23 protein-coding genes are annotated in these 22,854 nt (G+C 68.4%); 13 read left to right on the forward strand and 10 right to left on the reverse strand.

Translation table 11 applies throughout. The features are described 5' to 3' along the window. The first annotated feature begins 168 nt into the window (after positions 1-168). The 8 genes from lmeA to A5691_RS00575 all read left to right on the forward strand — a co-directional run bounded on the left by lmeA (position 169) and on the right by A5691_RS00575 (position 7,957). Positions 169-981 (forward strand): mannan chain length control protein LmeA, encoded by an 813-nt coding sequence (lmeA, locus tag A5691_RS00545; protein WP_067780725.1) that lies wholly within the window; start codon positions 169-171, stop codon positions 979-981. Between the two features lie 82 nt (positions 982-1,063). Further along, complete coding sequence (locus A5691_RS29045; RefSeq protein WP_368730642.1) at positions 1,064-1,153, forward strand: Ms5788A family Cys-rich leader peptide; 90 nt, start codon at positions 1,064-1,066, stop codon at positions 1,151-1,153. Between the two features lie 108 nt (positions 1,154-1,261). Then, positions 1,262-1,732 carry a DUF4395 domain-containing protein gene (locus tag A5691_RS00550; protein WP_067752187.1) on the forward strand — a complete coding sequence of 157 codons (471 nt, stop codon included), beginning with the start codon at positions 1,262-1,264 and terminating at the stop codon, positions 1,730-1,732. Positions 1,733-1,766: 34 nt separating this feature from the next. Further along, positions 1,767-2,600, forward strand: a complete 834-nt coding sequence (locus A5691_RS00555) for a sulfurtransferase (protein WP_067752190.1) — start codon at positions 1,767-1,769, stop codon at positions 2,598-2,600. 1 nt (position 2,601) lies between these two features. Continuing rightward, entirely contained in the window at positions 2,602-2,904 is a 303-nt protein-coding gene (locus A5691_RS00560; protein WP_067269500.1) for a DUF1416 domain-containing protein, read from the forward strand. Between the two features lie 145 nt (positions 2,905-3,049). After that, a complete protein-coding gene (locus A5691_RS00565; RefSeq protein ID WP_231980970.1) occupies positions 3,050-3,769 on the forward strand; it encodes an FABP family protein in 720 nt (239 codons plus the stop codon). Between the two features lie 129 nt (positions 3,770-3,898). Beyond that, the gene (locus A5691_RS00570; protein WP_067752193.1) at positions 3,899-6,274 is read left to right on the forward strand and encodes a hypothetical protein; all 2,376 of its coding nucleotides are present in this window, start codon (positions 3,899-3,901) and stop codon (positions 6,272-6,274) included. A 141-nt stretch (positions 6,275-6,415) separates the two neighbouring features. Next, positions 6,416-7,957, forward strand: a complete 1,542-nt coding sequence (locus tag A5691_RS00575) for a sensor domain-containing protein (protein ID WP_067752195.1) — start codon at positions 6,416-6,418, stop codon at positions 7,955-7,957. Between the two features lie 242 nt (positions 7,958-8,199). Here the strand turns inward: A5691_RS00575 and A5691_RS00580 are convergent, their stop codons facing one another. Then, on the reverse strand, positions 8,200-9,060 hold the full coding sequence (locus A5691_RS00580; protein ID WP_156675657.1) for an aminodeoxychorismate lyase: 861 nt from the start codon (positions 9,058-9,060) through the stop codon (positions 8,200-8,202). 96 nt (positions 9,061-9,156) lie between these two features. Here A5691_RS00580 and A5691_RS00585 point away from each other — a divergent pair, with 96 nt between their 5' ends. Then, positions 9,157-10,239 carry a folate-binding protein YgfZ gene (locus tag A5691_RS00585; protein ID WP_067780700.1) on the forward strand — a complete coding sequence of 361 codons (1,083 nt, stop codon included), beginning with the start codon at positions 9,157-9,159 and terminating at the stop codon, positions 10,237-10,239. Positions 10,240-10,383: 144 nt separating this feature from the next. Next, entirely contained in the window at positions 10,384-10,569 is a 186-nt protein-coding gene (locus A5691_RS00590; protein WP_067752204.1) for a DUF3073 domain-containing protein, read from the forward strand. 61 nt (positions 10,570-10,630) lie between these two features. Here A5691_RS00590 and purM read toward each other — a convergent pair whose 3' ends face one another. The 3 genes from purM to A5691_RS00605 form a co-directional block, all read right to left on the reverse strand. Next, complete coding sequence (gene purM, locus A5691_RS00595; protein ID WP_067752207.1) at positions 10,631-11,725, reverse strand: phosphoribosylformylglycinamidine cyclo-ligase; 1,095 nt, start codon at positions 11,723-11,725, stop codon at positions 10,631-10,633. 71 nt (positions 11,726-11,796) lie between these two features. Beyond that, positions 11,797-13,332: an amidophosphoribosyltransferase gene (gene purF, locus A5691_RS00600; protein WP_067752210.1), complete on the reverse strand. Its 1,536-nt coding sequence runs from the start codon at positions 13,330-13,332 to the stop codon at positions 11,797-11,799. Positions 13,333-13,471: 139 nt separating this feature from the next. Beyond that, complete coding sequence (locus A5691_RS00605; protein WP_067752213.1) at positions 13,472-13,861, reverse strand: sterol carrier family protein; 390 nt, start codon at positions 13,859-13,861, stop codon at positions 13,472-13,474. A 19-nt stretch (positions 13,862-13,880) separates the two neighbouring features. Here A5691_RS00605 and A5691_RS00610 point away from each other — a divergent pair, with 19 nt between their 5' ends. After that, on the forward strand, positions 13,881-15,095 hold the full coding sequence (locus A5691_RS00610) for an MCE family protein (RefSeq protein ID WP_067752216.1): 1,215 nt from the start codon (positions 13,881-13,883) through the stop codon (positions 15,093-15,095). On the opposite strand, the gene A5691_RS00615 is transcribed toward A5691_RS00610, so the two are convergent. The 5 genes from A5691_RS00615 to A5691_RS00635 form a co-directional block, all read right to left on the reverse strand. Continuing rightward, on the reverse strand, positions 15,077-15,712 hold the full coding sequence (locus tag A5691_RS00615) for a CPBP family intramembrane glutamic endopeptidase (protein WP_068266371.1): 636 nt from the start codon (positions 15,710-15,712) through the stop codon (positions 15,077-15,079). The two genes, A5691_RS00610 and A5691_RS00615, sit on opposite strands and share 19 nt — an antisense overlap. Before the next feature lie 19 nt (positions 15,713-15,731). Further along, on the reverse strand, positions 15,732-18,029 hold the full coding sequence (gene purL / locus A5691_RS00620) for a phosphoribosylformylglycinamidine synthase subunit PurL (protein WP_068017507.1): 2,298 nt from the start codon (positions 18,027-18,029) through the stop codon (positions 15,732-15,734). Positions 18,030-18,079: 50 nt separating this feature from the next. Next, positions 18,080-18,427 carry a VOC family protein gene (locus A5691_RS00625; RefSeq protein ID WP_067752354.1) on the reverse strand — a complete coding sequence of 116 codons (348 nt, stop codon included), beginning with the start codon at positions 18,425-18,427 and terminating at the stop codon, positions 18,080-18,082. Between the two features lie 65 nt (positions 18,428-18,492). Continuing rightward, positions 18,493-20,022 carry a multicopper oxidase family protein gene (locus tag A5691_RS00630; protein WP_068017511.1) on the reverse strand — a complete coding sequence of 510 codons (1,530 nt, stop codon included), beginning with the start codon at positions 20,020-20,022 and terminating at the stop codon, positions 18,493-18,495. Continuing rightward, positions 20,019-20,441 (reverse strand): hypothetical protein, encoded by a 423-nt coding sequence (locus tag A5691_RS00635; RefSeq protein WP_068017515.1) that lies wholly within the window; start codon positions 20,439-20,441, stop codon positions 20,019-20,021. Before A5691_RS00635 ends, A5691_RS00630 begins: the two co-directional genes overlap by 4 nt. Positions 20,442-20,629: 188 nt before the next feature. Here A5691_RS00635 and A5691_RS00640 point away from each other — a divergent pair, with 188 nt between their 5' ends. Further along, on the forward strand, positions 20,630-21,079 hold the full coding sequence (locus tag A5691_RS00640; RefSeq protein WP_068017518.1) for a nitroreductase family deazaflavin-dependent oxidoreductase: 450 nt from the start codon (positions 20,630-20,632) through the stop codon (positions 21,077-21,079). Positions 21,080-21,124: 45 nt separating this feature from the next. Then, positions 21,125-21,493: a DoxX family protein gene (locus A5691_RS00645; protein WP_067752341.1), complete on the forward strand. Its 369-nt coding sequence runs from the start codon at positions 21,125-21,127 to the stop codon at positions 21,491-21,493. 23 nt (positions 21,494-21,516) lie between these two features. Here A5691_RS00645 and A5691_RS00650 read toward each other — a convergent pair whose 3' ends face one another. Further along, on the reverse strand, positions 21,517-22,776 hold the full coding sequence (locus A5691_RS00650; protein WP_082950075.1) for a M18 family aminopeptidase: 1,260 nt from the start codon (positions 22,774-22,776) through the stop codon (positions 21,517-21,519). Between the last annotated feature and the right edge of the window lie 78 nt (positions 22,777-22,854).

Genomic DNA, 22,854 nt, shown 5'->3' on the forward strand with positions numbered 1-22,854 from the left:
TCCAACTCGGGAGAACGGCATCTTCACAATTCGCAACGCAACGACGCGTTAGTTGCCAGGTCATCTAACGATAACTTGCCACCTGCCACTTTGGTGCGGCGACGACGCAGTGTGAGCGCCGCCACCCGGGTGGTCCGCGACAGCTCGGGCTCAGGGTTACGCGACAATGTGCGGGTGCGCAAGGTGGCGGTGGCGGTGGCGGGCGTGGCGATCGCCGTGGCCGTGGTGGTGGCCGGGGCAGTCGCCGTGGACTACGGGAGCAGCATCTACGCCGAATACCGGCTGTCGTGCAGCGTGCGCAAAGCGGCCCATTTGCGGTCCGACCCGTTCGTCGCGATCGTGGCGTTTCCGTTCATCCCGCAGGCGATGCGCGACCACTACAACCAGCTGGAGATCAAGGCCAACGCCGTCGACCACGCGACGGTCGGCAAGGCCACCCTCGAAGCCACGATGTACTCGGTCGACCTGAGCCACGCGTCGTGGCTGATCGGGCCCGATGCCAAGCTGCCGGTGGGCAAACTGGAGAGCCGCGTCATCATCGACTCGACGCACCTGGGCCGGTACCTGGGCATCAGCGATCTGATGGTCGAGGCGCCCCCCAAGGAAACCAACACCGCCACCGGTGGCGTCACCGCGTCGGGCATCTCCGACAGCCACGGTGTGGTGTTCAGCGGCACCCCGCACTCGGCCGACTTCGAACACCGGGTCAGCGTCTCGGTGGACCTGTCCATCGCCCCGGACGACCAGGCGACGCTGGTGATCACCCCGACCGGCGTTCTGACCGGCGCGGACACCGCGGATCAACCGGTTCCGGATGACAAGCGGGATGCGGTGCTGCGGGCCTTCACGACCCGGGTGCCCAACCAGCGGCTTCCCTTCGGGGTGGCACCCAAGACCGAGGGGGCGCGCGGCTCCGACGTCATCATCGAGGGCATCAGCTACGGGGTCACCGTCAGCCTGGACGGCTTCAAGCAGTCGTGACCCGGTCATCGCCGGGGCGCGCGGGGTGCGCGGCACCCGCCGCAAATTTGATCGCCGTCGGTCATTCGGTAAGCTTGCCGACGTGCTAGCCCGCCTTGAGCCCCTGCTCACCCAACGCCGCGCAGTCGATCTGTGCCGCACCGCGGGCTGTTGCTGTCGCTGTAGCTGCTGAGTCGCCGCGCGCTTTCGCGTAAGCACTCGGAGCAACCCCGGAACGTTACCGAGGCCCGTCTCCCGTCATTCGTTCCCATAAGCAACAGGCGTATCCAGGAGTAGTACCGTGCCGAGCAGCAACACCACCACCCAGCCAGACGTCGTCGACGTGCGGGGTCCAAGGTTCGCCGCCTGGGTCACGACCGCAGTCCTGGTGATCACCCTCGCCTTCTCCGCCGTCAGTCCGCTGGCGGCGGCGGCGATTCTCGGCGTCCAAGCGATCATCTTCGCCATCGGAGCCGTCGGCGGCCCGCGCAAGCACCCGTACGGGCGGATCTTCGCCCGCTTCGTGGCGCCCCGGCTCGGGCCCGTCGGGGAACGCGAACCGGTGGCACCGCTGAAGTTCGCCCAACTCGTCGGCCTGGTCTTCGCGGTCGTCGGCGTCGTCGCGTTCGCCGCGGGCGCCTTCGTGGTCGGCGTCATCGCCACCGCCGCGGCGCTGACCGCCGCCTTCCTGAATGCGGCCTTCGGCATCTGCCTGGGCTGCCAGCTCTACCCGCTGGTCGCGCGCTTCCGAGGCGCCGCGCGCACGGCATGACCCGTTCATAGAAAGCGATCGAAAGGATCACCGCATGGCACGCTCCGACGTCCTGGTCTCCGCGGACTGGGCCGAGAGCAATCTCGACGCCGCCGGCGTCGTCTTCATTGAAGTCGACGAGGACACCAGCGCATACGACACCGGCCACATCCCCGGTGCGATCAGGCTCGACTGGCGTTCCGACTTGCAGGACCCCGTCAAGCGCGACTTCGTCGACGCGCAGCAGTTTTCGAAGCTGCTCAGCGAACGTGGCGTCGCCAACGACGACACCGTGATCCTCTACGGCGGCAATAACAACTGGTTCGCCGCCTACGCCTACTGGTATTTCAAGCTGTACGGGCACGCCGACGTCAAGCTGCTCGACGGCGGCCGCAAGAAGTGGGAGCTCGACGGGCGCGCGCTGTCCAGCGACACCGTCAGCAGGCCGGCCACCTCGTACACCGCGGCCGCGCCGGACAACAGCATCCGCGCGTTCCGCGACGAGGTCATCGCGGCCATCAACACCAAGAACCTGGTCGACGTGCGTTCGCCCGACGAGTTCTCGGGCAAGATCCTGGCGCCGGCGCATCTGCCGCAGGAGCAGAGCCAGCGGCCCGGCCACATCCCCGGGGCGATCAACGTGCCGTGGAGCAAGGCGGCCAACGAGGACGGCACGTTCAGGTCCGACGACGAATTGGCCAAGCTCTACGCCGACGCCGGCCTGGACGGCTCCAAGGAAACGATCGCGTATTGCCGGATCGGCGAGCGGTCTTCGCATACCTGGTTCGTGCTCCGGGAATTACTCGGCCACAAAAACGTCAAGAACTACGACGGAAGTTGGACGGAATACGGCTCCCTGGTGGGTGCCCCGATCGAGTTGGGAAGCTGATATGTGCTCTGCCCCGAAACAAGGAGTGACGTTGCCCGCCAGCGTCGACTTGGAGAAGGAAACGGTGATCACCGGCCGGGTCGTGGACAGCGATGGCCAGGCGGTGGGCGGCGCCTTCGTCCGCCTGCTCGACTCGTCTGACGAGTTCACCGCCGAGGTCGTCGCGTCGGCAACGGGTGACTTCCGGTTCTTCGCGGCGCCCGGGTCCTGGACGCTGCGCGCGCTGTCGGCCTCCGGCAACGGGAACGCCGTGGTGAGTCCGTCGGGCGCCGGCATCCACGAGGTGGACGTCAAGATCGCCTGAGACCCCGGCTGCCCTGACCGGGATCGCGCGGGGCGAATAGACTTGTCCCCGTGGTGCTCTTCTTCGAGATCATGCTGGTCGTGGCCGTCGTGGTGATCTCATGGTTCGCGCTGTACACGCTGTACCGGCTCATCACCGACGAATCGTGACTCGCGCGGACGACGATCCGGTGAGGGTACCTTCCGCTAGCGACGGTGAGGAGTGGCGGACGACTTCTGACGAACCACTGGGTTCTGCGAGCTCCGGCGATCGCGCGGTGGCTGCCGCCGCTGAGCGCGCCAAGCTGACCGCCGGCCGCAACATTCCCGCCTTCGACGATCTGCCGCTTCCCGCCGACACCGCCAACTTGCGTGAAGGCGCCAACCTGAACGACGCCCTGCTGGCGCTGTTGCCGCTGGTGGGTGTGTGGCGCGGGCACGGCGAGGGCCGCGCACACGACGGGGATTACCGGTTCGGCCAGCAGATCGTGGTTTCGCACGACGGCGGCGACTACCTGAATTGGGAATCCCGCTCGTGGCGGCTCAGCGAGGCGGGCGACTACCAGGAGCGCGGCCTGCGGGAGACCGGGTTCTGGCGTTTCGTCAGCGATCCCGACGATCCCAGCGAATCCCAGGCGATCGAGTTACTGCTGGCCCATTCGGCCGGCTATGTGGAGCTGTTCTACGGCCGACCGCGCAATCAGTCGTCGTGGGAGCTGGTGACCGACGCACTTGCCCGCAGCCGGTCGGGCGTCCTGGTCGGTGGCGCCAAACGGCTCTACGGCATCGTCGAGGGCGGCGACCTGGCCTACGTCGAGGAGCGGGTGGACGCAGACGGCGGCCTGGTGCCGCACCTTTCCGCCCGGCTCTCCCGCTACGCGGGATAACCGCCGACCCGTTGCCCGCGTGGGCAACTCGGCGATGTGCGCGGGCCCGGAATCATTGCCTTCGGCCGATCTTTTGCGTGTACTGTTCGACGTCCGAACAGCCGATACCGCGCGAAGGGAGATCGGCGGATGCCCCCCACCAGGACACCCTCGCCCATCTTGCGCTGGGGCGTAACCGCGGTCGGGCTGCTCCTCATCGTCTATTTGGCCGTATTGGACCTGCAGCCCGGGATCATCGACGCGCTGCCCCCGGCCCTGGCGTGGTTCGGCAGGCCCGGATCGATGCCGACGCTGGCGATCGTGGTGACCGTGCTGATCGCCGCGTCGGTGCTGACCTTCCGGTCCGGCGGAAGCCATCGGATGGTGGGGGTTTCGTTCACGCTGATCGCAGGCCTGGTCCCGATGACGGCGGTCCTGGGCCTCACGTCCTACTGGGGTTGTCACGACGCCAACCATCCGGCCTTGTTCACCCCGCTGATGGCGACGGCCAGCCTGGTCAAGGGCGGCACCGGTGATTTCTCGGTGGGCGGGCGAACCTGTCCGAACCCGACACCGGTCGGCCTGGAGCTGGCCCGAATCGCGGCGCTGTCGGCGATCTTCACCGGGTTGGGCGGCGTCGTCGTCGGGGTCTTCCGGTCCCAGGTGGACCGGCTGCGGGCCAACCTGGCCGATTCCGTCACGGCCGTCGTCGGGGTCGACGCGGACACGCAGTCGATGATCAGCGCGGTCGCCCGGACGCTGGACCGGCGCGGCACGCTGGTCGTCCTCACCGGCGCCAGCGACGACCGGGTGCAGCGGGCCCGCAGGCAGGGCGCGCGGGTGGTCCTGGTGGACTTCAACAACCCCGCCACGCTGGTGTCGTTGCGGCTGTGGCGCAACCTATCCCGGCTGTATCTGATGGCGCCCGACCCGGCGATCAACCTGCTGTGGCTGGACCTGATCAGCCGCCGGCTCGACGAGGTCGCCCGCAAACGGCGGTTGCCGCTGATCGTGCGGATGGACGATCCCTGGCTGGCCCAGGCCTGGCGGGCCCAGCAGTTCGGCGGGTCGGACACCCGATGGGCCGCCGACGTGGTCGGGAAGTACGAGGTGACCGCGGGCAGGCTGCTCGACGGCATTATCGCGAGCGGGCGAACGAAACGCGTATTCATTTGCGGTACTTCGCAATTGACGCTGGCTCTGTGCGCGGACCTAACACAGCGCGCCCTGGAACGCGACTTCTACACCCCGCCCGGCGCGGTCCCGTTGCCCGCGCTCACGCTGGTCGAAAAAGACGCCGGCGAGTATTTGGCGGATCACGAGTTCCACCGGCGGCAGGCCGGATTCGCCTCGGAGGGACCGGCGATCGACGCAACCGCGGAGACACCGACCGTTCCCACCATGCTGAAGCTGATCGGCGACGCCGACCCCGCGACCAGTGCCGTGATCTTCGTCGACTCCCACGCCGCGACGACCGCCGCGAGGCTGGCGGCCCGCTTCCCCGACATGCCCATCTACGCCTCGGACCTGAACACCAGCATCAGCGACGACTCGATCCAGGTGGTGGGGCGGCTGCAGTCCTACTCGCTGGTCCTGGACACCCAGGAGGGCCAGGTACAGGACGCCTGGGAGCGCGCGGCGAGGTTGATCCACGAGCGCTACGTCTCAACGATCGACCCGGACGCGCCGCGATCCCCGGCCGCGATGCCGTGGGCCGAGCTCAACGAGTTCTACCGCGGGTCCAACCGGCGTCAGGTGCGCAACGCGCTGTGGATGGTGGAGCAGATCGCGGGGCACACCTGGAACACCTGGGGCAGCCCGCCCGCGCAGCTGTCCGGCCACGAGATGGCGGACCTGCCGCCCTTGGAACAACTCGCGCTCATGGGCTTCGACCACGATTCGGCAATGAGCATGGCCCGCGCCGAGCATGAGGATTGGTGCCGCTACTACCGCCGCAACGGCTGGAAATACGGTTCGCCGCGCGACGATTCGCGCAAGATCCACGACAAGCTGGTCGACTGGTCGGCGGTCGAAAGCAACCCGGCCCTACTCAACGCCGCCGTCCGCAGCCTGGCGGGCACGTTATGGAGCCTGCGGCAGTTGGGCTTCCGGTCGCGGCCGCTCTGGCAATCGTTCACAAGGGTCGGAACGGTGGCCGCCGAACAACGAAGCGCCCCATGGACATGGACGTCGGATTCGGGACACATCATGCGCGCCGACGCCGGCGACTGGGCCGTCCAGGGGGACGGCAAGGTGTGGTCGGTGCGCGACGACATCTTCAAGGACACCTACGAGCCCGCCGGCGAGGGGCGCTGGCGGCGAAAAGGTCGCGTCCAAGCGCGCCCCGCCTACCCGGGCGAGACCATAAACACCTTGGAGGGTCCCACAACCGCGGCGGAGGGCGACTGGGTAGTCCGCGGATCCACCGGTGAACAGTGGCCGGTTCCCGGAGACGAATTCGCCCGCCGCTATGCCGAATTCCACCCGCCGGAGGAGGCTTCCGCGGTGGACGGCGGGCACGGCTGAGTTTTGGGCTGCGCGCGCAAATGGCCACGAATTTGCGCCGTCCGATACGCCCGGACACTGATACGGTATCGGCGCATGCGTAATAGCCGCACGCGCCGATACCCCCCCTTCGTTTGCTACGCCCCTACGTAGGAGACCGCGATGCCGCTGTTCATCAGCTACTCGAGCCAGGACAGGGCGACGGTCGACGCCCTGACGACCGCGCTTCGGCGCGGCCAACAACAGGTTTGGTTCGACCAAGAACTCGGCGGCGGTGACTCCTGGTGGAACAAGATCCTCGAGCAGATCCGCTCGTGTGACGTGTTCATCGTGGCGCTGTCCAACAACTGGCTGCAGTCCAAGCCCAGTCAGGCCGAGTTGCGGTACGCCAGGGCGCTCAATCGGCCGATCCTTCCGGTTCGGATCGGCGACATCGACAGCATGCGGGTGAATCCCCTTGCCGCGTTGCAGATCATCGACTACCGCGAACCGACCGTCGACGCCGGGATTCAACTCGTGACTGCGGTACACGCGCTGCAAGGCAAGCCGGTGCCGCTGCCCGATCCGCTGCCCGAAGAGCCGCCGGTGCCGTTCGGGTACATCACCCGGTTGGGTAACACCCTCGCCGAAAAGGAGCTCAGCCCGCAGCAGCAGACCCAACTTCTGATCGAGCTGAGGCAGGGACTCGACGAGGACGGGGATGACCCCAGCGCGCGCGGCGACATCGCCCAGCTGTTGCGCATGCTGCGCCTGCGCCACGACGTCACTTACCGGACCCGCACCGAAATCGACAACGTGCTGGCCGAGATCGAGGCCAAGGGCGGTTCGCCGACGACCGCGGCCGCGGGCAAGTCGCAGGCACCGGCGGCGGCCGCAGCGCCGGCCGCCGCGACGCCGGCCGCCGGCCCGTCCGCCGGCCCGTCCGCCGGAACCGCGGCGCCGCAGCCGGCGGCCGGATCCAATAAGCGGCTGCTCATCATCGGCGGCGCCGCCGCCGCGGTGATCGCGGTGATCGCGATCGTCGTCGTGTTCGCCACGCAGGGCGGCAAGACCAAGCCCGCCCCGAAGGCCGGCACCGGTGGGACGTCGGCTCAGACCGCCGCCAACCCCGCGCCGAATGACCCCAATTCCGGGAACGCCTCGAAGCTGGACGCCTACCTCCTCGGCGCCGCCGATGTCGGCGCCGTCATCGGCGACCCGAATTTGGTGGTCTCGGAGAAGGCCGCGCAACTGCGTAACTTCAGGCCGACGCTGTCCAACCCGGATTGCAAGGGCGAATTCGAACCCATCGAAGAATCGTCCTACAAGGACGCGGACGGCTACACCGGGGTAAGCGCTCAAGCCGTACACAGCCCCGGCGAGACCCAGGCTCACCGCGTCTACGAAGCTGTCGTCCAGTTCTCCTCGCCGGACAAGGCGACCGCGTTCGTGCAGGCTTCGGCGGACAGGTGGAAGGCGTGCTCCGGGCAATCGATCACGTTGACTTACAACGGCAAGACCAGCGAATGGAAGTTCGGTGAGGTCACCGGGGCCGTGCCGAAGATCTTCCAGGAGCGGACGCAGGCGGACGGAACCCGCATCTGCCATCACGCGCTGCACGCGGCGTCCAGTGTGGTCGTGGACCTCTTGCTGTGCGGCCCCGACGCCGAGACGGGTCAGGCGGGCAAGCTCGCCGGGCAGATTGCCGCGAAGGTGAGCCAGTAACGGCTCCAGACATGGAGCGGCCCCCGAGCAAGGCTCCTGGTTGGACAGACCGGAAGCTCGGGGGCCGGGTGGCTGCGGGGAATTCGCTAGCGCGCGTATGCCGCCAGCTCTTCGCAAGCCACTGCTGCTAGCGCGCAGCCACCTCACATGTCCATGAAGCTATCAATTTCGCGGACCACCTCCCTTCTTGTGTACGGCCGACCGTACCCGCGATTCCGCAAGCCGACAACACAATTCAGCGCTTAGCGATCGCTGACGATCGCCGAGTCGACCAATGCGGCGAACTCGGCGGCCAACGGCGACCGAAGCAACGGGCGGCCGTCGAGCGTATGCACGCGGGCGGCCAGCGTCATGCTCGACACCAACCAGATCCCTTGCGCGGCATGGAGATCAGCGGGACGCAGGGACCGATAGTCGCAGTCGTACCCTTTGGCCCTGGCCACCTCGAAAAGGGCCTGCTGCGTGGTGCCGCGCAGAATCGGATACCACGGCGGCGGCGTCAGCAGGCACAGGTCCCCACCGGATCCGGTCGCGATCACCACCGTCGAGCGCGGGCCTTCCAGGATGTAGCCGTCCGAGCTGACGAAGATCACGTCGCCGGCGCCTTGCCGGGCGGCATGACGCAGGGCGGCCATGTTGACCGCGTAGGACAGGGTCTTGGCGCCGGCGAGCAGCCATGGCATCGCGTCGGCACCGGCCGCGGGCAGTCCGCGGTCCAGCATCACCGCGGCCAAGCCCTCGCGCCGCACCGCGGTGACTCGTTCGGGAACCGCGTTGACCATCACGTAGGTGGTCGGGGCGGTTCCACCCTCCCGGCCTCGGGTGTAGATCAGGCGCATCGCCCCTTCGTCGGCGGTGGCGGCCACCCACTCACTGCTGGCCGCATCGATCGCAGCGCGCCAGCTGGGCAGGTCGGGTTCGGGCAGGTCCATCAGCCTCGCCGATTGGGTCAGCCGCTGCAGATGCGACTCGACCAGGCAGGGCCTGCCGTCGCGGACCAACAGCGTCTCGAAGACGCCGTCGCCGCGAACCGCCGCCAGGTCGTCGGCGTGCAGCAGCGGGGCATCCGGCGGATGTATCGCGCCGTCCAGCGTGACGATCACACCCGTCTGGCCTGCCATGGAGGTAAAGCCTAGCCGTGAACGTGAGGCTGCCCGCACGCTCGGCGCACCGGGCATCAAGGTCCGTAGAGTTGACGTGTGTCCGCAGTACCCGCACCAGATGCCGGCCCCGACGCGGGCGCCGTCTGGCATTACGGCGATCCCCTCGGCGAGCAGCGCGCGGCCGAGACCGGCGCGGTCGTCGTGGACCGCTCGCACCGCGCGGTGCTCACGCTGACCGGCGGCGATCGCCAGAAGTGGCTCCACAGCATCTCCACCCAGCACGTCAGCGAGCTGCCCGAGGGCGCCAGCACGCAAAACCTCAGCCTGGACGGGCAGGGCCGCGTCGAGGACCACTGGATCCAGACCGAACTCGGGGGCACCACCTACCTGGACACCGAGCCGTGGCGGGGTGAGCCGCTGCTGAATTACCTGCGCAAGATGGTCTTCTGGTCCGATGTGAGCCCGGCCGCCGCCGACATGGCGGTGCTCTCACTGCTCGGGCCGCGGCTGGCCGACCGGGCGGTGCTAGACGTGCTGGGGCTGGACGCCCTGCCCGCCGAGCTGACGGCGGTCCCGGTCTCCGGAGGTGGGTTCGTGCGCAGGATGGCGGGCGCCCCGGCCGGCCAGATCGAACTGGATTTGGTGGTCCCGCGCGGCGAATCGGCTGGCTGGCAGCAACGCCTCGTGCAGGCGGGGCTGCGGCCGGCGGGGGTTTGGGCCTACGAGGCGCACCGCGTGGCGGCGCTGCGCCCGCGACTGGGCGTCGACACCGATGAGCGCACGATTCCGCACGAGGTGGAGTGGGTCGGTGCTGCGGTCCACCTCGACAAGGGCTGCTACCGGGGGCAGGAGACCGTCGCGCGGGTGCACAACCTCGGGAAACCGCCCCGGATGCTGGTGTTGTTGCACCTCGACGGTTCGGTGGAGCGGCCGGCCACGGGAGATCCGGTGCTCGCCGGCGGGCGCACCGTCGGCCGCCTGGGGACCGTGGTGGATCACGTGGACCTCGGGCCCGTAGCCCTCGCGCTGCTCAAGCGCGGGGTGCCGGCCGATACCGAACTTGCGACCGGCGCCCAGTCCTCGGTGGCGGCGGTCATCGACGCCGATTCGCTGCCGGCAACGGAACACATCGGCGCGGGACGGCTCGCCGTTGAACGGTTGCGGGGCGGTGCGAGATAATCCTCGATGAAGTGCGCCACAGCGGCAGGGGGCACCGACGCCCGACCGTAAGGCACGGTAAACTGTCGGCAGGACAATAACGACACCAGGAGATCGGAGCCGCCTGATTCGGGCCGCTCCGTTATTGCGCGAGGGGGTTCCCCCATGGGCCGCGGCCGGGCTAAGGCAAAGCAGACCAAGGTTGCTCGAGAACTCAAATACAGTTCCCCGCAAACCGACTTCACGCGGCTTCAGCGCGAGTTGTCAGGAACGGGTGCCGACGATTCCACAGAGCTGGAGGACGACGGCGTCGGCGACTCCTGGGAAGACAGCGACGACTGGCGCCGCTAGAACTGACGTCGCTGCGCCGGTCTAATCGGCTTCGGCACGGCGCCGGCTCGACTCCCGTCCTCTAAAATCGCGGATGCTGTCCGACGAGCTTTGCCCGCGGGCCCTCTTTGCCGCCTTTGCAGACGGTTCCCAGCACCCAGCAGTCCAAGTGGCGGGCCGTCAAAATGGCCAGGGCCCGGTCGGTGTCCTCGGGCGCGACGACGGCGACCATGCCCACGCCCATGTTGAACGTCTTGTCCATCTCTTCCCGCGTGACCCGACCGCGCTGGGCGATCATGGCGAACACCGGTGCGGGCGTCCAGGTTCCGCGGTCGATTTCGGCGACCAGGCCATGCGGGATGACGCGTTGCAGGTTGCCGGCCAGCCCGCCGCCGGTGACGTGGCAGAACGTGCGGACGTGGGTTTCGGCTGTCAGCGCCAGGCAGTCCTTGGCGTAGATCCGGGTGGGTTCCAACAGTTCCTCACCCAGGGTGCGGCCGAACTCCTCGACATACCCGGCCAAGTTCATCCGGTCGATCTCGAGTAGCACCGTGCGGGCCAACGAGTACCCGTTGGAGTGCAGGCCCGAGGAGCCCATCGCGATGATGGTGTCGCCGGGTTTGACGCGGTCGGGGCCCAACACGTCGTCGGCCTCCACGACGCCGACACCGGTCGCCGAAATGTCGTAGTGGTCGGGTTCCATCAGGCCGGGGTGCTCGGCGGTTTCGCCGCCGAGCAAAGCGCAGCCGGCGCGCACGCAGCCCTCGGCGATGCCCGCGACGATCGCGCTGAGGCGTTCGGGCACGGTCCGGCCCACCGCGATGTAGTCCTGCAGGAACAGCGGTTCGGCGCCGCACACCACGAGGTCGTCGACGACCATCGCGACCAGGTCCAGGCCGACGGTGTCGTGCTTGTCCATCGCCTGAGCCACCGCAAGCTTGGTACCCACGCCGTCGGTCGACGCCGCGAGCAGCGGTTCGCGGTAGTCGTTGCGCAAAGCGAACAGCCCTGCGAACCCGCCGAGTCCGCCCCGCACCTCGGGTCTGGTGGCCCGTGTCGCCAGCGGCTTGAACATTTCAACGGCGCGGTCACCGGCTTCAATGTCCACCCCGGCCGACGCGTAGGTAATGCCGTGGCTGCCCGGGTTACGTCCGGGGCTTTTTCCGGGATCCGTCATCGCGATAAAGGCTACCGGGCGCCGCCGACCGCCGTTATCAAACGTCTTGGAAGGGCCGGATCGGAAGGCCGTCAGTGGACGATCGGCACTTCGTCGGGCGCCAGTTCGTCGAGCCCGGCCCCGCGCGCTGCGTTGGCGAGCATGTGCTCGATGACGTTCTTCCCCAACGCCGTCTCCTCGGGCAATTCGATCGGGTACTTGCCGTCGAAGCAGGCGGTGCAGAGCCGCGACGCGGGTTGTTCGGACGCCGCGACCAGGCCGCGCAGCGAGATGTAACCGAGGCTGTCGGCGCCGATGGCGTGCCGCACCGCTTCGAGCATTTCCTCTTTGTCTTGCACGGCGTTGGCGATCAACTCCGCCGGGGACGGGAAGTCGATGCCATAGAAGCAGGGCCATTTGACCGGCGGCGAAGCGATCCGCACGTGAACTTCCACTGCGCCGGCCTCGCGCAGCATCCGCAACAGCGCGCGCTGGGTGTTGCCGCGCACGATCGAGTCGTCGACGACGATGAGCCGCTTGCCGCGGATCACCTCGCGAAGTGGGTTGAGCTTCAGCCGGATACCGAGCTGGCGGATGGTTTGGGACGGCTGGATGAACGTCCGCCCGACGTAGGCGTTCTTCATCAGGCCCTGCCCGTACGGAATGCCGGACTCCTGCGCGTATCCGACCGCGGCCGGGGTGCCCGACTCCGGAACGCCGATCACCAGGTCCGCCTCGACCGGGCATTCACGGGCCAGCCGGCGACCGATCTCCACCCGGGTGGCGTGCACGGACCGGCCGGCGATCGTGCTGTCCGGGCGCGCCAGGTACACGTACTCGAAGACGCAGCCCTTCGGGGTGGGGTTGGCGAACCGGGTGGAACGCACCCCGTCGGCGTCGATCGCCAGCAACTCGCCCGGCTCGATGTCGCGCACGAACGAGGCGCCGACGATGTCGAGCGCGGCCGTTTCGGAGGCCACCACCCAGCCGCGGTCGAGGCGTCCGAGCGAAAGTGGCCGCACCCCATGGGGATCGCGCGCCGCATACAGCGTGTTCTCGTCCATGAACGTCAGGCAGAACGCGCCGCGCACGGTCGGCAGCAGCTCCAGCGCGGACTGTTCCAGCGTGGAATCCGCGGCACCGTGGGCGAGCAGTGCGCCCAGGATGTCGGAGTCGGTCGTCGCCGGTGCGGGGCAACGCCGCGCGATCAGCCCGGCGTCGCGGGCGCGGGCGGCAAGCTCGGCGGTGTTGACCAGATTGCCGTTGTGGCCCAGCGCAACGCCCGTGCCGGCGGCGGTGTTGCGGAACACCGGCTGGGCGTTCTCCCACGTGGTGTCGCCGGTGGTGGAGTAGCGGCAATGACCGATGGCGACGTGGCCCGGCATCGCCGCGAGGGTCTGCTCGTCGAACACCTGGCTGACCAGACCCAGGTCCTTGAAGACGAGGACCTGCGACCCGTCGGCGACGGCGATCCCGGCGGCCTCCTGCCCGCGATGCTGCAGGGCGTACAAGCCGTAATAGCTGAGTTTTGCGACATCCTCGCCGGGGGCCCAGACCCCGAAGACACCACACTCTTCACGGGGCGAGTTCAGGTCCTGCTCGGGTGCTTCGGCTCCTGCGACGGTCACGATTCGGCGGCTCCCCGGGGAACGGTTGGTGACGTATCGGAGTCTACGGGTCCAACGCCGTCGACTGCGAATTCACAGCGCGTGTTGCGCGTCGAAAATTCCCTCGCACCACCCTAAACCTGCAGTTCAGGGTTACTATTCAGCTGACATCGAACAGGGGCAGACAGTGTTCGATCTCACCTGCGCGGGAGCCGGAAAGGCTCAGCGCACCGGCGTCCGTCGCCTCGTGGAACGACAGCATCCCGGTCACCAGCAGCAACCACGTTCGCGGATCGGTCTCCACCACGTTGGGGGGCGTGCCGCGGGTGTGCCTGGGGCCGGCGATGCATTGCACCGCGACAAACGGCGGGATCCGCACCTCGACGCTGGCCCCGGGCGCCACCGCTGCCACGGTGCGGGCGGTGAGCCGGACCGCGGCCCCGAGGCTCTCGCGATCGGGAACGGGCCGGGTCGCGTCCCGCAACCAGTCCGCAACGGCCAACACGGCCTGCCGGGTCTTTGCCGGATCGGCCTTTTGACGGGCGGCCATACCCTAGGGTCTCAAACTCATGGAGCGTCGTCGCTTGCGGCGCGGGCCACCGTACAAGTCCGTCGGCCTCGTGACGCTCGTCATCATGGGGTTGGTCGGGTCGCTGCTGTATCTGCAGTTTCGCGGCGAGCTCACGCCGACAACGAAGCTGACGATGGTGGCGGCCCGGGCCGGCCTGGTATTGGATCCCGGCTCCAAGGTCACCTACAACGGTGTCCAGATCGGCCGCGTGGCCAGCATTTCGGAGATCACCCGCGACGGCAGGCCGGCCGCCAGGGTGACGCTGGATGTCAGCCCCAGGTATCTCGAGCTCATCCCGGCCAACGTGGCGGCCACCATCAAAGCGACAACGGTGTTCGGCAACAAGTACGTCGCGCTGACTTCGCCGCCCAAGCCCGCGGCGCAATCGATCACACCGTCGACCGTGATCGACGCGACCGCGGTGACCACAGAGTTCAACACCGTGTTCGAGACGCTCATGTCGATCGCGGAGAAGGTCGATCCGGTCAAGGTGAACCTGACGCTCAGCGCGGCGGCGCAAGCGCTGACGGGACTGGGCGAGAAGTTTGGCGACTCGTTGGTCAACGGCAACGCGATTCTCGACGACGTGAACGCCCGCATGCCCGCGATCCGCTTCGACGTTGCGCGGTTGGCCGCTCTCGGCGAGACGTACTCCAGCGCTTCGCCTGACCTATGGGACGCCCTCGACCACGCGGTGACCGCGGCGCGCACGCTGAACCGGCAGCAAGCCGATCTGGACGCGGCGCTGCTGGCGGCGGCCGGGCTCGGGGGCGCGGGCGCAGACGTGTTCGGGCGCGGCGGCCCCTACCTGGCGCGCGGGGCCACCGATCTGGTCACCCCCAGCCAGCTGCTCGACGAATACAGCCCGGAAATCTTCTGCACCATAAGGAATTTCGCTGAAGTTGGGCCCAGGATTCACAATGCGCTCGGCGACAACGGCTACTCGCTCGGCGCCCACGCGGCCGGCGGCATCACCGGGGCGCCGAGCCCGTACATCTGGCCGGAGAACCTGCCCCGTACCAACGCCCGGGGCGGTCCCGGCGGCCGACCGGGCTGTTGGCAGACGATAACCCGGGAACTGTGGCCGGCCCCGCTCCTGGTGATGGACACCGGCGCGAGCATGGCTCCCTACAACCACTTCGAGCTCGGCTCCCCACTTTTCACCGAGCACGTGTGGGGTCGCCAGCTCGGTGACTACACCATCAACCCGTGACGTCGCACGCCCAGCGCGGCGATCGCGCCGGCCTCGTTGATGGCCAAGTGCACCAGCATGGGAGCGGCCACGCTGCCGGAACGGTCTGCGAGCCAACCGAATAGCCAGCCCGCGACGCCCGTCACCAACACCGAGCCCAGCACCGGGTCGCCCGCCGCTCGCGCATCCGCGACATGGGAGAGCCCAAAGCTCGCCGCTTGCAACAACCTTGCGCCGGACCTTCCGTAGGCAGCGGAAGCGGCGGTGGTGAGCGCCGCGCGGAACGCGGCCTCCTCGGCCCACACGGTGCCGACGGGGATGCGCAGCAGCAGCCAGCCGGCCACCGACCCGGTCGGCTCGCGGTCTGCCATGGACGCCCGCACCGTCGGCACCGCCGTCGCTGCGGCGATCGCGCCCGCCGCGGCGGCCGCGGCCGCCGACCCCAGCCGCAGCCCCGCCCACAACCGCGGTGCGGTCAGCCCCAACGGTGCGCGCGTCACAACCACCAGCACTCCGGCCGCCGCCGCTTGGGTCGTCACCCGCCACGCCGTGGGCAGCCGGGGCCCGACGAAGCTCCAGCCCACCAGGGCGGCGGCCAACGCGAACGCACGGGCCCGACGGAAGTCGCGCTCGCCCATCAGGATTCGTCGCTGCGGCTCATCCGAAGAGGCGCGGCAGCACCGCCTCGGACGTCTCGCGCAGTTCGGCCAGCGACACGGTGAACAGGCCCTGAACCTCCACCCCGTCCGAGGCCTGGTCGACGACGCCGATGCGCACCGCGGGCAGCCCGCGCGCCTCGCACATCGCCCGGAACCGGCTCTCCTCGGTGCGGGGCACCGCCGCCAGAACCCGGCCCGCGGACTCGGAGAACAACGTGACGAACGGATCGGCGCCCTCGGGAAGGACGATGCGGCAGCCGGTTTCGCCCGCGAGTGCCGCCTCCACGATGGCCTGCGCAAGCCCACCTTCGGACAGGTCGTGCGCGGCGGACACCAGCCCGTCGCGTGACGCCGCGCTCAGCACTTCGGCCAGCAGTTTTTCGCGCGCCAGGTCGACCGCGGGCGGCACCCCGCCCAGGTGGTCGCCGCTCACCTGCGCCCAGATGGAACCGTCGAATTCGTCGCGAGTATCGCCCAGCAGCATCAGGGTCTCGCCCGGCTCGCCGCCCAGGCCCGTCGGAATGCGCCGGCCCACATCGTCGAGCACGCCGAGCACACCGACCACCGGCGTCGGCAGGATGGCCGCCGACCCGGTCTGGTTGTAGAAGCTGACGTTGCCGCCGGTCACCGGAATGCCAAGGGCCGCACAACCATCGGCCAGTCCCCGCACCGCCTGCGAGAACTGCCACATCACCCCGGGATCTTCCGGAGAACCGAAGTTGAGGCAGTTGGTCACCGCGACCGGGGTCGCGCCCGTGACCGCGACGTTGCGGTAGGCCTCGGCCAGGGCCAGTTGTGCTCCGACATAGGGATCGAGCAGCGTGTAGCGTCCCGACGCGTCGGTCGACAGCGCGATGCCGCGGCCCGTGGCCTCGTCGACGCGAAGCACGCCGCCGTCGGCGTGCTCGGCCAGCACGGTGTTGCCGCGCACGTAGCGGTCGTACTGTTCGGTGATGAACGCGCGGCTGCACAGGTGCGGGCTGCCCAGCAGGGCAAGCAAAGTCGCGCGCAGCTCCTCCCCTGTCTTTGGCCGCGGCAGGCTCGTCGACCGGTCGGCGTTCAGGGCGTCCTGCGACTCGGGGCGCGCGACCGGCCGCTGATACACCGGCCCCTCGTGGGCCACCGTGCGCGGCGGCACGTCGACGACGGTCTCGCCGTGCCAGCTGATTCGCAACCGGTCGCCGTCGGTGACCTCGCCGATCACGGTGGCCAGCACGTCCCACTTTCGGCACACCGCCAAGAACGCGTCCACGTTCTCCGGCGAGACCACGGCGCACATCCGCTCCTGCGATTCGCTGCAGAGCACCTCCGCGGGCGTCATGTCCTTTGCCCGCAGCGGGACGGTGTCGAGCTCGATCGCCATCCCGCCGTCGCCAGCCGATGCGAGTTCTGAAGTAGCACATGACAATCCGGCGCCGCCAAGGTCCTGGATGCCGATCACCAGGCCGCCCGCATAGAGCTCGAGGCAGCACTCGATGAGCACCTTCTCCATGAAGGGGTCGCCCACCTGCACCGAAGGCAGCTTCTTGCGCGATCCCTCGCTGTCGAACGTGTCCGAAGCCAGCACCGACACCCCGCCGATGCCGTCCAGGCCGGTGCGCGCACCGAACAGGATGATCTTGTTCCCGGCGCCCGAGGCGAACGCCAGGTGCAGGTCCTCCTGGCGTAATACGCCCACGCACAACGCGTTTACCAACGGATTGCCCGCGTAGCAGGCGTCGAAGACGGTCTCGCCGCCGATGTTGGGCAGCCCCAGCGAGTTGCCGTAGCCGCCGATCCCGCGGACAACTCCGTCGACCACCCGGCGCGTGTCCGGCGCGTCGGCGGCGCCGAACCGAAGCTGGTCCATCACCGCGACGGGTCGCGCACCCATCGCCATGATGTCGCGCACGATGCCGCCGACACCGGTCGCCGCGCCCTGGTAGGGCTCGACGTAGGAGGGGTGGTTGTGCGATTCCACCTTGAAGGTGACGGCCCAGCCGTCGCCGATGTCGACCACGCCTGCGTTCTCGCCGATGCCGGCGAGCATGCCCGCGCGCATCTCGTCGGTGGTGGTCTCGCCGAAGTAGCGCAGGTGCACCTTGGACGACTTGTAGGAGCAGTGCTCACTCCACATCACCGAGTACATCGCCAGCTCGGTGTCGGTGGGTCGGCGGCCCAGGATCTCGCGGATTCGCTGGTACTCGTCGTCTTTAAGGCCCAGCTCGGCGAAGGGCTGCGGCTGGTCGGGGCTGGCGGCGGCGTGCTCGACGGTGTCGATCGCCTGGGTGCGGGCGCTCGTCCCGGGGACTGTCACGCCAGACAGTCTAGGTCGGCGCTTCCGTCACCGTCGGGTCGCCGTGGAGGCTATTGGCCGACGACGCAGAAGACGTTCCCTTCGGGGTCGGCCAGCACCACCCAGCGAAAATTGTCGCCGAACTCATGCCGGCCGACCTCGGTGGCCCCGGCGGCCGTCAGCCGAGACGCCTCGGCATCCACGTCGGCGGGCCCGAAGTCCAGGTGCACGCGGTTCTTACCGGGGGTGGGGTCGGGCACTTTTTGGAAGCCGAGCCGAGGCCCTTCCGGCAAACTCACCACGGTGAACTCGCCGGCGAGCAGCTCCTGCGTCGTGCCGCCGAACTGCTCGGCCCACCAGCCGCCCAGCTGCGCCGGATTGCTGCAGTCGAAGGTGATCATCTCCAGGTTGAGCGCCATACCGCCCGACCTTAGGCCTCGAAATGGCCCAGTTGAAGGGGTCGCCGTCCCGGGTCGCCCAGTGGTCAATCGACGGTCACGAAGTCGGCCATCATCGCCATGTCTTCGTGTTCGAGGTTGTGGCAGTGCAGCAGGTATGAACCGGTGTAGTCGGTGAACCGGGTGAGGACTTCAACGGCTTCGGCTGGGCGCACATCGACGGTGTCCTTCCATCCCATGTCGAACCGGCCCGGCGCACGGCTGTTGCGGGAGAGCACGCGAAAGGAATTCAGGTGCACGTGAACGGGATGGTGGAACTCGGTGATGAACCGCCAGACTTCTGTGGTGCCGAGCTTAGGGCGCGCCAGCGGCCGGCCCGGTTGATAGGCCAGGTCGTTGATCGTCCACACCGCTTTTCTGCCGAGGCGAAAGAGGAACGTTCGCGTGGCCACGCGGGCCTGTGGGTCGAGACCCGGGAAGCTTCCGCTGAGCCGGTCCGGGATGGCCGAATCGTCGGCACGGTCGGCGCCGACGACGTCGAATCGCATGACCTCGCCGGCGCTTTCGCCACCCAACCGGTTGAGCAGCCGCAATTGTGTTCCCACCGGGTAGCGGCCGAAATCGACCACGACGTCGAATCGTTCGGCCGGAGCGATGTCGATGTAGTCGTGGCCTATGGGTCGCGCCAGTAATCCGCCGTCACTGCCGATCTGCACCAACGCCGAACCGCCGGGTGGTTGCGGGTCCAGCTGCAGCCGGTAGCGACGGGCGTTGGATGCGTTCAAGAGCCGCAGGCGGTACCGGGCGGGATCGGTCGACAGCACCGGCCACGGCGCACCATTGACCAGGATGACGTCGCCGAGGACGCCGTTCATGTAGTCGCCGGTCGCTCCGCCGCCGGCAGCGTCCGGGTAGCGAAAGGAGCCATCGGCGGCGAACGCGCGGTCGGTGATCATCAGCGGGACGTCCCGCCGGCCGCGCGGCAGCGGCAACGCGTCTTCCTCGTCGTCGTGGACCAAGTGGAATCCGGCCAGGCCGCGCCACACCGCGGCGCCGGTGTAGCCCATGCGGTGATCGTGGTACCACAACGTGGCGGCCCGCTGGTTCAGCGGGTAAACGTATTCGCGCTCTCCGACAACGCTGTTGCGCGCCATGGCTTCAGCCCCGAGCCGGACGCCGGGCGGCAGGATGAAGTCGGTCGGGTACCCATCGTGGTCTTCCGGTGTGTGGCCGCCGTGTAGGTGCACCACAACCGGCACGGGCAGGGCGTTGCGGTGCCGCACGACGGTGCGTCGGCCTGACCGCGAAGCAATGGTCGGGCCGGGAAAGCTCGTGTTGTAAGTCCACGCCGCCGTGGGGAGCCCGGGCAATATGCGCAATTGCGTGGTCTGCTGGGTGATCTCGTAGTAGTCGGCGTGAGCGTCGCTACGAACCGGCGTCAATTGTTCCGGGATCGGCAGCGGGACTTGATAGCGATCGGGCAACCTGGTTTGGCTGCGTATCAGCCGTCCTGACTCGGCGGGGCCCAGCAGCGCGCCGGCGAGCGGCCAGCCGGCGCCGATGAAGCCGATGCCCGCCGCCGCGGCGCCCAGCCGCAACGCGCCACGCCGATTCATCGGATCGGTTCCCGCTCGGCCGGACGCGAGCGTGCGGCCAGCGGCAAACGCCACACCTCGGCAGTCAGCTTGAAGATCCCCACGATCAACAGCACTCCGAGCGGAACGTGTAAGCCCGTCAAGCGCAATTCCCCCGAGGCGAACTCGGCGACGAAGAGGAGGGTCACGAGGGCCCCGAGCGCCGCCGGCCGTCGCGGCCCGCCCGTCCTGCTCACAATCACCAGCACCGCGACCTGGACGACGGAAAGCACCGTGGTCACCCTCGCGCCGACCGAGTGCAGCATCAGCGCGTCGTATCGGCCGCCCAGAAAACTCCCGGCGAACGCGGCTTGCACCAGGGCTAGCAATGCCAACGCCGCGCTGGTGGCACGGGCGATCACACGGGGCCAGCGCGGGCCGTGCCAGTCATCGGCTGTCATCAGTCCTCCCAGAGATTGCGCACTCAAGAGATAACGACGGAACGGCGCCGCAAAAAGTTACGCACGCATGTGTAACTTTCCGCGCCACCGACCCGTCCTTGGATACGGGTTGCTGATGACCGGCTCCCCATTGCGGCGGACCCACCGGCTGCGGTTCCACCGCAACGAAATTCGCGACAGGAGAAGAGATGTCTCATCCGATGCCCCCTCGTTGGCTGAAGCCGATGAACAGGTTCATGATTGCGCTGCAAAAACTTGGCATACCGACTGGCCCCCCCATGGTTTTGACGGTGCCGGGCCGCAAAACGGGCCGTCCTCGCAGCACCCCGATGACGCCGTTCACCCTCGACGGGCACCTCTATGCCGTGGCCGGATTCCCCGGCGCCGACTGGGCGCGCAACGCCCGCGCCGCCGGCGCGGGAACGCTCGGCAAGGGCCGAAAGACGCGGCGCGTCAGGATAACTGAGCTGACCGCCGAGCAAGCTCGGCCGGTGTTGCGCCAATATCCGGCCGAAGTGCCGGTCGGTGTTGGCTTTTTGAAACGCTCCGGCCTGGTACGCCGGGGCAATCCCGAAGAAGTCGAGGCGCTGGCGGGCCGGATCGCGGTGTTCCGACTAGACCCGATCCCGGCGAACTGACGCCGAACGATCCGCCACCGACCGACCAGATATGGAAGCCGCAACATGCACACCGCGTACCTCGTCATGACGATAGCTGCCATCATTCTCAACGGATTTTCCGGCGTGAGCGCGCTGGTGCACTTCGCGCCGATCATTCCGCCCATGCAACGCGCGGGCGTCCCGGTGTCCTGGCTGACCTTTCCGATCGGCACGCTGAAAACCCTTGGCGCCCTTGGACTGGTCGTCGGCCTGTCAGTCCCGGCAGTCGGCGCCGCCGCAGCGGCGGGACTGACAATCTTCTTTGTCTGCGCGATGTACACGCACGTCCTCGCCCACGACATCTCCGGACAGTTCGCACTGGCGGGGTTCCTGCTTGCCGTCAACGTCGCGACCTTGACGCTCACCGTGATCGCGCACCCGGTCGTGCTCTAGTACGGCCACCTCGTCAGGCCGCACTACGGCATCGGCGAAAGGAACGCTTCCATCGCCGCCGAGTAGGCGGCCACGTCGTGCGCGCCCATCAACTCGCGCGCGGAGTGCATGGCCAGCTGCGCGGCGCCGACGTCGACGGTCGGGATGCCGGTCCGAGCCGAGGCCAACGGCCCGATTGTCGATCCACAGGGCAGGTCGGCCCGGTGCTCGTAGCGCTGCAGGCCGACCCCGGCCTGCCGACAGGCGAGCTCGAAGGCGGCGGCCGTCCGTCCGTCGGTGGCATAACGCAGGTTGGGGTGCACCTTGAGCACCGGTCCGGCGTTGACCTCGATCAGGTGTCCGGGCTCGTGCCGCTCCGGGTAGTTGGGATGGGTGGCGTGGGCCATGTCCGCCGAGGCCAGCAGCGAGGCGGGCAGACGGCGCAGGAAGTCCTCGCGGGTGCCGCCGGCCGCCAGTACGATCCGCTCCAGGACGGTGCCCAGCAGGTCGGACTGGGCGCCGTGATCGGAGGACGACCCCACCTCCTCGTGATCGAAGACCACCAGCACGGGCAGGAATCCCCGCGGTTCGGCCGCCACCAGGGCCTCCGTACCCGCGTAGCAGCTCGCCTGGTTGTCCAGGCGCGGCGCGCTGAGCAGATCGTCGTCGGCGCCGATCACGGTCGACGGGGTCAGGTCGTGGGTCATCAGGTCGGCGGCCAGCACACTGGTCGGCGCCACCCCGGCCCGTTGCGCGACGAAGTCGACGAACGGCTTGATGTCCGCACCGGCTCCCCAAACCGCGTTGACGTGGCGTTGCGGGTCGAGGGTCAGCGATTTGCGGTCCTCGGCGAGGTGGATGGCCAGCTGGGGCACCCGCAGGATCGGGTCGTCGATCCGGACCAGCCGATGCTCGACCCTGGCGCCGTCATACACCGACAGCCGTCCACTGATGCCCAGGTCGCGATCCAGCCAGGAGTTCAGCCACGCCCCGCCGTACGGCTCGAGCGCGACCACACGCCACCCGGCAACCAGCCGATCGGGATGCTGCTTGACGCGCAGGTTAGGGCTGTCGGTGTGTGCGCCGACGATCCGGAATGGGCCGTCGGCGCCCTCGGAGTTCCAGGCCACCAGCGAGCCGGCCCGCACCGTGAAGTAGCGGCCCGGTTCCGCCGGCCACCGGTCCGACTCGCTCAGTTCGGCGAATCCCGCCGCGATCAGTCGCGCGGCCACTGTGACGCAGACGTGAAATGGCGACGGAGAAGCGTCGATAAAATCGCAGAGGCCTGCGGCGCTGGCCGACATGTTGATCATCATGACTGTCGACGACGACCGTCGCCACGCTAGGCCCGATCGCGCGGCTCCTTGCTCGCGCACTTCCTG

The sequence above is a fragment of the Mycobacterium sp. E183 genome, assembly GCF_001667735.1.
In the GTDB taxonomy this organism is placed as follows: domain Bacteria; phylum Actinomycetota; class Actinomycetes; order Mycobacteriales; family Mycobacteriaceae; genus Mycobacterium.